The organism is Bacillus sp. GC_Bacil_1 (genome assembly GCF_026540675.1).
GTDB classification, from domain to species: Bacteria; Bacillota; Bacilli; order Bacillales; family Bacillaceae_G; genus Bacillus_A; species Bacillus_A cereus.
On the sequence record NZ_JALNUG010000006.1, the window covers coordinates 126,782 to 139,882 of the forward strand.

Genomic DNA, 13,101 nt, shown 5'->3' on the forward strand with positions numbered 1-13,101 from the left:
ACGAAGAGTTTTATCTCTTCGTCCTTTTATATTACCCACGCCCAGCTTGAAACGATGGATATAACGTCATTCCACCATCTGCAAATAGCGTAATGCCCGTTACATAACTCGCCTCTGAAGAAGCGAGCCAAGTTGCTACTGCTGCAATTTCTTCTGGTTTTCCAATGTAGCCCATCGGTATCATACTTTCTACGTCAGCACGTTTTTTAGGATCAGCAAATTTTTCTGCATTGATCGGCGTATTAATTGCACCTGGTCCTATATTATTTACTCGAATACCTTTTGGCGCATATTCTAGCGCTAACGTTTCTGTCATCAGTTTAATGCCACCCTTACTCGCTGCATAGTGCACAAATAGTGGCCACGGAATTTTCTCATGAACACTAGACATATTAATGACAGACCCTTTAATGTCATGTTCTACAAAATATTTAATCGCTTCTCTACTTCCTAAGAAAGCACCTGTTAAATTTGTATTGATTACTTTATTCCAATCTTCAAGTGGCATTTCATGCGATGGTACTGCATTTTCTATCCCTGCATTATTAATCATAACGTCGAGCGTACCAAATTCTTTCACAGCAGATTGAATGAGATTCACAACATCTGATTCGACGGTTACATCACCTTTTACAGCAATCGCTTCTCCGCCTACCTTTTTAATTTCTTCTAACACATCATTTGCTTCTGATTCTCGTGAGCGATAATTAATAACCACTTTCGCTTTTTCCTTAGCAAACCTTACTCCCATCGCCCTACCAAGACCAGTTGCTGATCCTGTAATAACGACCACTTTTCCTTCTAAATCACTATACATTTCAATACCTCCTTTAACTTTTTGCTATACCTAACATAATTCCGGCTGCAATAATAAAAACGATACCGACAACGATACCCGTTAATTGGCGTTTCGTTTTCTTTTCACCTAATATAAGGATCCCACCAAGCGTGGAAATAATAATCCCCATTTGCGATAGCGAGAAACTTGTTGCGACTCCAACACGCGGCTGCGAAATGAATAAAAACATATTTCCAGCTGCCCAAATTAATCCTGGAATAATATTTCGGATTGCATATTTATTGAATGGATGATGTTTAAAGGTAAGCAAAATCCCTCCTAATACCATACCAACTGCTTGTGGTAATAAAGCTGACCAACCATCTACGTTAAATAGTCTAATCACTACTACGTAAACTAAATAACCGACTGTTGAAATTAATAAAATTATGATACCTCTTTTAAAATTTGCTGCTTGCTCTGCATTCTTTTCTTCTTCACTTTGAAGTGATGTTAAAATAACACCGACAATAATACAAACGAGCGCTAAAATCCCAAGGACGACCGATATTGTCGTGGACCATTCATGAAATACGATAACGCCAAATAAAGTCGTCGCAACTAATTGAAGTCCTGTTGAAATTGGCATCGTCCTCGAAACGCCCATTAAATCAATACTTTTCAATTGATTCGCCTGACCAAGCGCCCAAAATAAACCTGACACAACTCCAACCCCAATCACAGTAGGTGTTAATACTGGCTTCATAAAAATATAAACAACAATTGAGAAAATAAGTGCTCCAAACGTTGTTCCAAGCGTTTGACTATACGGTCCCCCGCCCAGTTTTACGTTAAATAACACAATACTCCCCCAAAATATAGCTGGTAAAATTGCTAAAAATATATCCATCACTCATTACCTTTCTTTACTAAATGCATAGGTTATCACTCTAAGTCATTAGAGTGAGCTTTTATTTTTTCTTTTTCCCGTTCACAAACTTTTTCTGCAATAGCGTCAGAAACATTCTTTTCTCGCTCCACTTTCTTTATCTTTACGTGATCTAAATGGTCTTCCAAAGTAAGCGTAACTTTATCGTTCGGGGGATTATGCGCTCCTTGAAATGTAAGAAATTGTAGCTTCACTTCATACCTAGGAACAAATTCATCTTTCTTGCCAAGACGCTTTATATTTATGACTGAAGCACATTCATATTGATCTTCTGTCACTTGTCTAATAACCGAATAGTACCTATTCAATAACGCACTCTCTAAAAGCTGTTCTCTTGATTCTTTCGCGAAAGAATCGCTTGGAGAAGAGAAAAAGATAGAACATATCGCTGTAATAATTACACATATTTTTTTCATAACGTCCTCCTTATCCTATAAGTTAGTGTTCTCAAAAACGCCATAAAAAAACGACTTTCCCTACTTAGGAAAGTCGTTTTAAGGAATCCAATATTAACCACCGCTCACTGGTGGTATAAGTGCAACCACATCACCATCTTGTACCCTGTCATCTTCATTTGCGTATTCTTCATTAATCGCAACCATAATTGGCTCTGAAACTGGTACATTATATTCTTTCGCAACAACATCTTTTAACTGTGCAACTGTAATATTTTCTTTCTCTATTTGTAATTCACTTGTCCCTGCTTCTTCTTGCAAGTGCGCAAATAACAATACTCTAATCATACTTATAGCTCCTTCCCAGGCTCTCCCGCCGGATATGGTGTTTTTTCTAATTGATCACCAATCCATGAGTCACCATCTTCCCAAAACTCCTTTTTCCAAATCGGAACAATTTGTTTTATGCGTTCCATAATATATTCGTTCGCTTCATAAGCCGCTTTACGGTGTGGTGTTGAAACAGCAACAACAACCGCTATATCAGAAATTTGCAACGTACCGATGCGATGTGTAATCGCAACATATGTACCTGGCCATTTCTCTTTCACTTCCAGACCAATTTTCTCTAGCATCTTTTCTGCCATCGTCTTATAAGCAACATACTCTAAGTATAATGTACGACGGCCTTTCGTAAACTCTCTAACCGTTCCAATAAATGTTGTAACAGCACCGCATTCACGTCGAATTACTTTCTTCGTTACCTCTTCAATCGAGATTTCTGTATCAATTACTTCATAATATGTATTTATCATTTCGCACTCCTAACCATTTGTAAAAACCAGTCTATGTACAACTCTTCTTCTGTTATATGAAATACTTTATATTCTTCTCGTATATTTACCGGGACATCATACCACGTAATAATTGCCACTATATTTTCTACTTCATGTAAAAGTTCAACGTCTTCCGCAGAACGAAGTAACACTACTTTCGGGTAGTTCTCTTTTTTATAGCCCTCTATTAAAATTGTATCCACTTCAAAAAACTCATATAAGCGAATAATTTCTTGCAAGGACCATTTCTTTCTTAGTGAAGAAAGTGAAAGCAATCCAGCACCTTCTACACTACTTACGACAGCACCAGCTTTACGGTGTCTTTCGCTATCTTTTTGCGCTACTTCTGGAAAACCTCCGTGCCCGTGATGTTTAATTGTAGCAACTTTCATTTCACTTTCAGCTAACACATGCACAATTTTCTCTACAAGTGTCGTTTTTCCGCTATTTTGATATCCTACTATTTGTAAGATTGAAGGGGCTTTGCCCATGGCCAATCACATCCCTCAGAGTGCTCTAACAATAATACGGATACTTTCATCCCAGTCTCAAATCCTCTCGTTCCTCCAGGTAACACGATAAAAGCATTCGCATCTGCAAGTGAAGATACCGCACTCGATTTATCTAAACCAACCGGCATCGCTTGTAACGCCCCGTCCACAATTGTTACGTTCGCTCTTACGAAACGAGTAAATGGATTTGGCTTTGAAAAATCCTTTTGTAAAATAGCATCCGCTCTATATACGTGAGGTTCCTTCGCATACAAATATGTTTTTATAATTGGTTGCACAAATAATTCAAAGCCTACATAACAAGCAGACGGATTTCCTGATAAACCGAAAAGTAACTTTCCATCAACTTCAGCTACTGTCGTTACACTTCCCGGTCTCATCGCTATTTTATTAAAGAGTACATTCGCCTGTAACCTTTCATAAATAGCTGGTAAGTAGTCATAATCTCCTACTGATACACCGCCTGTTGTAATTAAAATGTCGACCTCATCTATCGCTGATTGAACAGCTGTAAAACATGCATCTAGCTCATCGGCGAGTTGACCATAATAACGAACTTTCCCGCCAGCTTTCATAATTTGAGCTGCTATCATATACGAATTACTATTCCTAATTTTCCCCGGCTGTAACGGCTCATGTACTTCTAATAATTCACTTCCTGTCGTTACAATACCGACAACAGGCTGTTTTACAACTTTCACAGTACTATATCCAAACGTTGCTAGTAAGGCCGCAACACCTGGATTAATTGCAACACCTTTCTTAACGAGAACTTGATTTTGTTTTATATCTTCTCCTTTAAACGACACATTGTCACCGTTATTAAAAGGGCGTTTTAACTTCATATATGTTTTCCCGTTCTTCTCAAACCCTTCTGTCAGCTCGAGCATTACGACTGCATTACATTCTTCTGGAATAGCTGCTCCTGTCATAATGCGAATCGCCTTAAAAGCTCCTACTTCTTCTAAAAAAACAGAACCCGCCCCGATTTCTCCTATTACTTCAAATTCAATTGGATTCTCTTGGGTTGCTCCTTTCGTATCTTCTGCTCGAATGGCGAAACCGTCGTAAGGGGAACGATCAAAATGAGGAACGTCATGATCTGAGACAACATCTTCCCCGAGAATTCTCCCGTAACTTTCCGTAATAGAAATTTCTTCTACTTCACCATGCTTCGCATATTTCATTACCCGTTCTACCGCCTCAGCAACTTGAATTGGAATTCGTTTTTCTACCATCGTTTCTCACCTCATATTTGCAATTTTTTTTATCTCGATTAAACTTTATGTATTCAATAGAAATTACTTCAAGGAGGAATTCCATGTCTTCATTTACACATTTTAATGACCAAGGACGCGCAAAAATGGTTGATATAAGTGACAAAAAAGCAACCGTTCGAACAGCAATTGCGTGCTCTAGCATTGTCGTTACGAAAGAAATTTACGATAAAATCTCTCACAATGAAATTGGGAAAGGTGACGTATTAGCAGTTGCGCAAATTGCAGGCATTATGGCTGCGAAACGTACTTCTGATATTATCCCAATGTGCCATCCTTTATTATTAAAAGGTGTTGACGTTTCTTTCGATTGGAAACAATCAGAAGGACAATATCGTTTACTCATTGAAGTAAAAGTTAAAACAGAAGGTAGCACCGGTGTTGAAATGGAAGCTTTAACAGCTGCTTCCGCTACCGCTCTTACTGTGTATGATATGTGTAAAGCTGTCGATAAAGGTATGATTATCGGTGAGACGTACTTACTTGAAAAAACAGGTGGAAAAAGTGGAGATTATACGAGAAATTCATAATCCTCTCTCCGTTGAACCTAAAGGATTTCCTTTAGGTTCAACCTATATATCTTGCATACAAACTTTTCGCTACATTCATATCATTCGTCCCATGAATAAACGCCCTGCCATCTGTAAATAAGACAAAACGATATTCTTCTACCGGAAATGATAATAAATAAGGTGTCGCCTTTATCTCTACACTTCTTTGTAAGCGCTTTTTAATTTCTTCCAAATTAAAATTCTTCCGCACACCTGGACGAATTTGTACTGTATTTCGCCCACATAACACTTCTGTTTTTGTTTGTGCTTCAAATGTTAAACTCGGATATGTACGTAACCTTCCGCAAGATAAACAGGTATCTTTTTTCTGCCTATTCACTTTAAATGCCATCTGTTGATTATTCCAAAGATCAAACGATAACATCGTTTCACGAAGCGCTCCGTAGTCTTCTACTAATATTTTCAGCGCTTCCGTAGTTTGATGCGCAACTACTAATTGTACTGCCGGTTGTATAATACCAGCTGTGTCACATGTTGCTCCGCTCGCCGGATGCTCCATTAAACAGCGAAAACACGGTGTTTTCCCTGGTAAAATTGTATACGTTACTCCGTAACTCCCGACGCACCCACCATATATCCACGGAATATTATACTTTTGTGAAATATCATTAATGAGAAGACGCGTTTCAAAATTATCTGTCGCATCTAATATTAAATCTACATCATTCACTAATTCTTCCATTTCTTGCACCGTTACATCTGTCACAACAGGATTTATTTCCACCTCAGAATTAATTGCTTGTAAATGTTCTGCAGCCGCTATCGCCTTCGGTTTATACTGCTTTGCATCTTCTTCCGTATATAGTTGTTGTCTTTGTAAATTACTCCATTCTACATAATCTCGATCAGCAATCGTTACTTTTCCAACCCCTGCTCTAACAATCGCTTCTGCATTTGCCGCACCGAGAGCACCAGCACCAATAATAAGCACATGCTTCTCTCTTATTTTTCTCTGTCCTTCTTCTCCAACACCAGAAAATAATATTTGTCTTGAATATCGCTCCTGCATGCGATAGCCCCCTTTCTTATCCTCCTATATAAGACATTTCGATTTTCGGACGATTTTTTGCACTTTCTTCTGTTCGTTCATCCGAATACCTATCTTTTCTATTCATCCATACATCTTGTATAACACTTAATAACTCCTCATCCGAAAGATTTCCTCTAAGAAGTTCTCTTACATCCAAACCCTCTGTCGCAAATAAGCACGTATAAAACTTTCCATCTGCCGAAATTCTCGCCCTCGTACAAGAGGCACAAAATGACTCAGAGACAGATGTAATAAAACCAACTTCAACATTTGTTCCAACATACCGATATCGCTTCGCAACTTCACCAAAGTAATGCGCTTCAGCCGGCTCAAGCGGATACACCTTATGAATCATCTCAATTAATTCTCGTTTTGTAACGACTTGATCAAAATTCCACTCATTTGTACTACCAACATCCATAAACTCAATAAACCGAAGCGTGATTCCTTGCTCTTTAAAATACGCAGCCATCGGAAGTACTTGATGATCGTTCATCCCTTTTTTCACAACCATATTTACCTTTACTTCCAGTCCCGCCTCTTTAGCTGCTATAATTCCCTTAATTACCGGTTTCGTATTAATATTTCGACCATTAATATTCTTAAATATGTCATCATCTATCGCATCTAAACTAACATTCACTCTATGTAATCCAGCTTCTTTTAATGCCTTCGCTTGTTTCGTTAAATGAATAGCATTTGTCGTTAACCCTATATCTATTAGCCCATCAATTTTCACAAGACGTGCAATAAGTTTTGCTAAATCTTTACGAAGTAGTGGCTCACCGCCAGTAATTCTAATTTTTCTTACACCGATGTTAATAAATAATTTTGCCAAACGCTCAATTTCATCAAAAGTTAGTAAAAACTCATCTTTCAAAAAAGCATAATCTGGCCCAAATATTTCCGCCGGCATACAGTATGTACATCTAAAATTGCAACGATCAATGACAGATATACGTAAATCTTGAAGTGGGCGTCCAAAAAAATCTTTAACCATCTCCTGCATCGCCACCCTCCCTTTCTGCCAAATTTCTTTCTTTTCATTCTATTATAATATATTTTCGAACTGCGATGTTTTTCCTCAAGGGAATAAAGTGAAACTTTAAATAATTAGAGGGTATCCACTCCCTCTGGTTAACGAGGTTTACTTCCAGATACAAGGATAAAAAAACCTTGAAACATAAAAGTTTCAAGGTTTTCTGCTTATTAACTTAATCTAATAATAGTTAGAGTAGCCCCTGGCGTTGCCGTAGATAATGTAGCCAATGCAACTAATCCGAATAATTGTAAGCTGACTGCAGCTCCAGCAGGCAAGTTAGCAATTATTGTTGCACTAAATGAACCAGTAGCCACTGCCGGGGAGTTTATCGTTCCCGCAAGCGGACTGCCATTTACAGTTATACGAGAACTTACAAGTAATCCTGCCGTTAAATTAATTGTATAGGCTATATAATAGTTTCCTGCATTCGCAACTGTAAATACAGTATTTCCACCACTAACGGTTATTCCTGGTCCAATATTTTGATTGTTTGGTAACGGAATATTCGTGCCACCTAACAAAACAGAAATAACACTTCCTGATGTATTATTCGCAAACGCATACGTTGCAGTTGTACTGACTCCGGTCACCCCGGTCGCTCCTGTGGCTCCGGTTGCTCCAGCTCCGGTTGGACCAGTTGGACCTTGGATTCCTTGTGAGCCGGTTGGACCTGTATCTCCAGTTGGACCTTGTGAACCCGTTGCTCCAGTTGCCCCCGCTGGACCTTGGATTCCTTGCGGGCCTTGAATTCCTTGTGGACCTGTCGATCCGGTTGCTCCGGTTGCTCCCGTTGGGCCTTGTATCCCTTGAACTCCTTGGGGACCTTGTGCTCCCGTTGCCCCTGTGTCCCCTGTCGGACCTTGTGGGCCTTGCAATCCTTGCACACCTTGTGGACCGGTTGGACCTATCTCTCCTTGTACCCCTTGGATTCCAGTTGGGCCTTGTGGGCCTGTCGGACCTTGAATTCCTTGAATACCTTGAATTCCCTGTGGACCTTGTGCTCCAGTGGCTCCGGTTGCTCCTTGAATCCCTTGGGGACCTTGTAACCCTTGAATTCCTTGGGGACCAGTTGGACCTATGTCGCCTTGCGGGCCTTGGATTCCCTGTGGGCCTTGATCTCCTGTCGCACCAGTTACTCCTTGTATCCCTTGCGGACCTTGTATCCCTTGCGGACCAGTTGGACCAATATCTCCTTGCACACCTTGGATTCCTTGGGGACCTTGTAACCCTGTCACTCCGGTTGCTCCCGTTTCTCCTGTCGCTCCTGTCACTCCAGTTGAGCCTGTCGCCCCGGTATCCCCTGTTACTCCTGTCGCCCCAGTTGCTCCTGTCGGGCCAGGTGGTCCCCCCGATGGACCAGTCACTCCCGCCGGACCTGATGGCCCCGTTGGGCCGGTCGGTCCTGCTGGTCCTCCAGATGGTCCTGTTACCCCTGTCGGACCAGTTACTCCTGTTGGGCCTGTAGTGCCTTCCCCTGTCGCCCCAGTTGCTCCCGTATCTCCTGTTGCACCCGTCGGACCTTGAATTCCTTGTATTCCTTGAGCACCTTGCACTCCTTGTGCACCCGTCGCTCCTTGAATTCCTTGGATTCCTTGCACTCCTTGGGGACCCATCGGACCTGTTGGGCCAATCCCCCCTTGAGCACCTTGCACTCCTTGGGGACCCTCTGGACCTGTTGCTCCTATTTCCCCTTGTATCCCTTGAATTCCAGTTGCTCCTTGTGCTCCTGTTGCTCCCGTTATCCCTTGCACACCTTGAATTCCCTGAATTCCTTGTGGACCTTCTGGACCCGTTGCTCCTACCGGTCCTTGAATGCCTTGTATCCCCTGTGGTCCCTCAGGACCCGTTGCTCCAACTGGTCCTGGCACTCCTTGTATTCCTTGCGGGCCCTGAAGTCCCTCTGGGCCTTCTGGACCTGTTGGTCCTATATCACCCATCGGACCTTGTATCCCTTGAACTCCCTGTGGTCCCGTTGCTCCTGATGGCCCTGGTACTCCTTGTATTCCTTGTGGACCTTGATCTCCTGTTGCTCCTGTGACCCCTTGAGGCCCTATAGCCCCCTGTATACCTTGTGGACCTTGATCCCCTGTTGCTCCCGTTACCCCTTGAATACCCTGAACTCCTTGGATTCCTTGTTCACCAGTTACTCCCGTCGGACCAGGAATACCTTGAATACCCTGTGGACCTTCTGGACCTGTTGGTCCAATTGGCCCTTGAATTCCTTGGATTCCTTGCAAGCCCTGTGCTCCTGTACTTCCAGTCGGACCTGTACTTCCCGTTGCTCCTGTTACCCCTGTACTTCCTGTAGCCCCAGTATCACCCGTTGCTCCAGTCGCACCTGTACTTCCACTCGGTCCGCCACCCGGTCCTGTCGCACCAGTTGGCCCCGTTGGACCAGGAGGTCCTCCAGATGGTCCAGTTATCCCTGTTGGGCCTGTTATTCCAGTCGGACCTGTTAGCCCCTGACCCGTTGCTCCGGTTGCACCTGTATTTCCACTCGGTCCTTGTGCTCCTTGTATCCCTTGTGCTCCTTGTATTCCTTGTGGACCAGTTGCACCCGGTAACCCTTGGACACCTTGAATTCCTTGAGGTCCCTCAGGTCCTGTCGCTCCAATTGGCCCCTGTAATCCCTGTATCCCTTGTATACCTTGTGCCCCAGTCGCTCCCGTTGGACCAATCGGACCTTGAAACCCTTGCACACCTTGAGGTCCTGTCGCTCCAGTTTCTCCTTGTGGTCCTCTCAATCCTTGTGCTCCCTGCTGTCCTTCTGGACCAGTTGCACCTATTGGCCCAACTGGTCCTTGTATCCCTTGCACACCTTGAGGTCCTGTTGGGCCCATCTCCCCCATCGGACCTTGGAATCCTCTCGGTCCTTGAGGACCAGTTGGGCCTTGTGGACCGGTTGGACCAGTAATCCCTATACCTGTAAATCCAGTTGGAACAGGAGGGAAAGTAGGCCCAATAAGTTCGGGTGGAATTCTAAAATTAGAGCTTAACGAATTTTGCTTCCCATTATTATCACGTTTCTTCACACTTTCACCACCTACAAACCTTCTTTTTCATAATAAATAAACCTCTTCTTAATCTATTTACAAAAATAATTTCCAAGACTATTTTTATTTTAAATAATAAAAACTCCCTTAATTTCTTAAGGGAGTCCTGCAATTGAATCCATATTATCTGTATTAGGGACAGCTTGCGCTATACCCGATGCATTTACACTTTGCCCCATATTTGCTCCTGTTACAGTACCAGCAGGAGTACCTCTCGTATATGTTGTTGTGACAGAGTCTCCTGGTTGTAAACAAAGCTTTGTCTCCGTCCCTATTACTGTAACAACATCAATCCAAGTACATCCCATCGAACCACTATATGATTTCGAAGCAGTAAATGAAGTATCACTCAAATTATCACCGGTAAATATATTTCCAGTATTATTAACAATAACAAATTCTTTTATATGCGCAGGCATAATTACACTCTACCTTTCCTTTATGAACCTAACGTACGTGTACTTGTTGCCAAAGGCGGAAGAAATACCGATGTTCTAATCACCGCTTCTGGCTGCCTTTTTCCATTTAAAAAAATAGCCGCACTCGATCCTCCAGCACCTGCATATACTTTTGCCACAGCTAAAGGCGAGATATCATAACAGTCACCGACATTAACAGCGCCTGTATTATTAATAATTTTCACTTTACGCAAATTAATTCCCATTTCCCCCTCCTCCTTTTTTATACTGTATGCAAAAGAAAAAAACTTGAAACAGACTCGTTTCAAGTTTTTAACTATAAACTATTTCGTTTCACCTTCATATTGAAGCATACCGCCAACCATGTTCACTGTTTTAAACCCTTGCTCATTTAAATAATGACATACATTTTCACTGCGCATTCCCGAACGACAAATAAAGATATATTCATTCTCTTTATTAAAGAAATCTACTTTATGTGGGATATCGCCCATTTTAATATGTACAGCTTCTGGAATCTTTCCTGCCGCTACTTCTTCATCTTCTCTTACGTCTACTAGGAATAACGTTTCTCCATTTTCTAAACGCTCTTGTACCTCTTCTGTAGTAATTGTATTAACTTCTGTCATATGTAGTTCCTCCTTATATACAATAAAACCTTTAGTTTCTTTTTCACAAACATTCTCTACCAATTTTAGCACGCAAAAGAAAGAACGCAAAGAATCGAAAAACTATTTCTCAATTTTCTCTAAAAATTTATTCTTTACAAACATAACTAGCACATTGTATCCTCAATATACTTGTTTTATGAAAGGAGTCGATTAAAATGACGCTTTTTCTTTTCATTATGGGCATTGTGTTCTTACTCGCTGCAATTATTGCTCTTAGTATGAAAAATAATAGAAAAATAAACTCCCCACAAGAAATGTCATTCTTATTTCTATTGCTTAGCATAGCGTTTTTCGGTATAGCAATCGCTACATATATTTTCCGTCTACAAATTATGTAAAAAAAGGTGCCTACTACAAACATTGCACCTTTTCCCCATCATTTGTCTTTTACACAAAACTAGATACTTTCCGATTCAAAAATTCATAAACCTTTTTTTCAAATAAATGAATATCAAATGCTCCTGCCATATGCCCATTTATACTTTCAATCTCATACACTTCCGCATATTTTCCTTGTTTTTGCAAAATATCTACCATTTTATAATTATAACGAGACGGCTGAAGCAAATCTTGTTTACACGGAATCATAAGCACATTCGCTTCTATGTTAGAAAGAGATTCTTCTAGTGAAGAAAACCCATGTGCAATATCATGCAATAAAACTGCCTTTGCAGTATACATCCATGAATTTGCATCTACTAACTCCATACTTCTATATGTCGCTTTATTTATTTCTTTTTCAAATGATGTTAGTGTAGAAAAATTTTCATAAGGTTCTATCTCTATACTATTACGAGGAAATGCCATTTCATAAAAATGCTCATCAAACGCGTTCATAAACATCATTCTATTTGCTAAATGAAGCCCTTTTATCGGCTGCTCTTCTCCGTATTTTCCATCTTTCCAACTTGGATCCAGTTGAATTGCCTCAATCGCATTTTGTGCTACGTTTACAGACGTAATAATTGGATTTTGTGGGTTCGTAATAACGCCAATCATCCGCTCTACCATATGTGGATAGTGAACCGCCCATTGTTGTGCAATCATTCCCCCCGCCGACGGTCCGATTACAGCGTGTAACCTTGAAATTCCCATACCTTTTATTAACTCATATTGCATACGAGCTACATCAAGAAATGTAAAAACAGGAAAATCCATAGCATATTCTTCTCCAGTTTCTGGATTAATCGATTTCGGTCCTGTTGTAATCACATATGGATTCCTCGCCTGCACATTACAAAGATTATCCGTACATATAACAAAATACTTATTTGTATCAATTGCTTTCCCAGGTCCAATGAGCCCATCCCACCAACCAGACTCCTCATCATGCACTGTATATTTTCCTGCCGCATGACTTGTTGCACTAAAATAATGACAAACCAAAATTACATTTGACCTTTCTCTATTCAACGTACCATATGTCTCGTATCCCATTTGAACAGGAATTTCCCTGCCATTTTCAAACGTAAACTCTTTTAACACAAACTTCTCCTTTTTTACAATTTGCACAGACTCTCCCTCTCCCCGTTATAGTATGAACTGCTTACTAAAGATTTTTTTCTAT

At 40.9% G+C, this 13,101-nt stretch carries 16 protein-coding genes; 2 read left to right on the forward strand and 14 right to left on the reverse strand.

Going from position 1 to position 13,101, the window contains the following annotated elements; genetic code table 11:
* Window positions 1-31 precede the first annotated feature (31 nt).
* The 7 genes from OXT04_RS11625 to moeA form a co-directional block, all read right to left on the reverse strand.
* The gene (locus OXT04_RS11625; protein WP_000286698.1) at window positions 32-817 is read right to left on the reverse strand and encodes a glucose 1-dehydrogenase; all 786 of its coding nucleotides are present in this window, start codon (window positions 815-817) and stop codon (window positions 32-34) included.
* A 13-nt stretch (window positions 818-830) separates the two neighbouring features.
* Window positions 831-1,688 (reverse strand): glucose uptake protein GlcU, encoded by an 858-nt coding sequence (gene glcU / locus OXT04_RS11630; protein ID WP_000350865.1) that lies wholly within the window; start codon window positions 1,686-1,688, stop codon window positions 831-833.
* Between the two features lie 35 nt (window positions 1,689-1,723).
* Complete coding sequence (locus tag OXT04_RS11635) at window positions 1,724-2,143, reverse strand: DUF3888 domain-containing protein (protein ID WP_097821786.1); 420 nt, start codon at window positions 2,141-2,143, stop codon at window positions 1,724-1,726.
* 93 nt (window positions 2,144-2,236) lie between these two features.
* The gene (moaD, locus tag OXT04_RS11640; RefSeq protein ID WP_000621776.1) at window positions 2,237-2,470 is read right to left on the reverse strand and encodes a molybdopterin converting factor subunit 1; all 234 of its coding nucleotides are present in this window, start codon (window positions 2,468-2,470) and stop codon (window positions 2,237-2,239) included.
* 2 nt (window positions 2,471-2,472) lie between these two features.
* Complete coding sequence (gene moaE, locus OXT04_RS11645; protein ID WP_000611226.1) at window positions 2,473-2,937, reverse strand: molybdopterin synthase catalytic subunit MoaE; 465 nt, start codon at window positions 2,935-2,937, stop codon at window positions 2,473-2,475.
* Window positions 2,934-3,449 (reverse strand): molybdopterin-guanine dinucleotide biosynthesis protein B, encoded by a 516-nt coding sequence (gene mobB, locus OXT04_RS11650; RefSeq protein ID WP_098390726.1) that lies wholly within the window; start codon window positions 3,447-3,449, stop codon window positions 2,934-2,936. The genes moaE and mobB overlap by 4 nt, the downstream gene beginning before the upstream one ends.
* Window positions 3,419-4,708, reverse strand: coding sequence for a molybdopterin molybdotransferase MoeA (gene moeA / locus OXT04_RS11655; protein ID WP_000229700.1), 1,290 nt, complete (start codon window positions 4,706-4,708; stop codon window positions 3,419-3,421). The genes mobB and moeA overlap by 31 nt, the downstream gene beginning before the upstream one ends.
* Window positions 4,709-4,791: 83 nt before the next feature.
* Between moeA and moaC the strand changes: the two genes are divergently transcribed.
* Window positions 4,792-5,277 (forward strand): cyclic pyranopterin monophosphate synthase MoaC, encoded by a 486-nt coding sequence (gene moaC, locus OXT04_RS11660; RefSeq protein WP_267414738.1) that lies wholly within the window; start codon window positions 4,792-4,794, stop codon window positions 5,275-5,277.
* Between the two features lie 37 nt (window positions 5,278-5,314).
* On the opposite strand, the gene OXT04_RS11665 is transcribed toward moaC, so the two are convergent.
* From OXT04_RS11665 to OXT04_RS11690, 6 genes are all read right to left on the reverse strand, one after another.
* A complete protein-coding gene (locus tag OXT04_RS11665; RefSeq protein WP_001158101.1) occupies window positions 5,315-6,328 on the reverse strand; it encodes a molybdopterin-synthase adenylyltransferase MoeB in 1,014 nt (337 codons plus the stop codon).
* Window positions 6,329-6,344: 16 nt separating this feature from the next.
* Complete coding sequence (gene moaA, locus OXT04_RS11670; protein ID WP_267414741.1) at window positions 6,345-7,358, reverse strand: GTP 3',8-cyclase MoaA; 1,014 nt, start codon at window positions 7,356-7,358, stop codon at window positions 6,345-6,347.
* Window positions 7,359-7,558: 200 nt separating this feature from the next.
* Window positions 7,559-10,423, reverse strand: a complete 2,865-nt coding sequence (locus OXT04_RS11675; RefSeq protein WP_098284223.1) for a BclA-related collagen-like exosporium protein — start codon at window positions 10,421-10,423, stop codon at window positions 7,559-7,561.
* A 116-nt stretch (window positions 10,424-10,539) separates the two neighbouring features.
* On the reverse strand, window positions 10,540-10,863 hold the full coding sequence (locus OXT04_RS11680) for a hypothetical protein (RefSeq protein ID WP_001110849.1): 324 nt from the start codon (window positions 10,861-10,863) through the stop codon (window positions 10,540-10,542).
* Window positions 10,864-10,883: 20 nt separating this feature from the next.
* Window positions 10,884-11,108 carry a spore germination protein gene (locus tag OXT04_RS11685; protein ID WP_000512463.1) on the reverse strand — a complete coding sequence of 75 codons (225 nt, stop codon included), beginning with the start codon at window positions 11,106-11,108 and terminating at the stop codon, window positions 10,884-10,886.
* A 78-nt stretch (window positions 11,109-11,186) separates the two neighbouring features.
* Window positions 11,187-11,492: a rhodanese-like domain-containing protein gene (locus OXT04_RS11690; protein WP_000141254.1), complete on the reverse strand. Its 306-nt coding sequence runs from the start codon at window positions 11,490-11,492 to the stop codon at window positions 11,187-11,189.
* Window positions 11,493-11,689: 197 nt separating this feature from the next.
* On the opposite strand from OXT04_RS11690, the gene OXT04_RS11695 reads away from it, so the two are divergent.
* Window positions 11,690-11,872: a hypothetical protein gene (locus OXT04_RS11695; protein ID WP_000171889.1), complete on the forward strand. Its 183-nt coding sequence runs from the start codon at window positions 11,690-11,692 to the stop codon at window positions 11,870-11,872.
* Between the two features lie 49 nt (window positions 11,873-11,921).
* Here the strand turns inward: OXT04_RS11695 and OXT04_RS11700 are convergent, their stop codons facing one another.
* Window positions 11,922-13,046, reverse strand: coding sequence for a homoserine O-acetyltransferase family protein (locus OXT04_RS11700; protein ID WP_097821790.1), 1,125 nt, complete (start codon window positions 13,044-13,046; stop codon window positions 11,922-11,924).
* Window positions 13,047-13,101 lie beyond the last annotated feature (55 nt).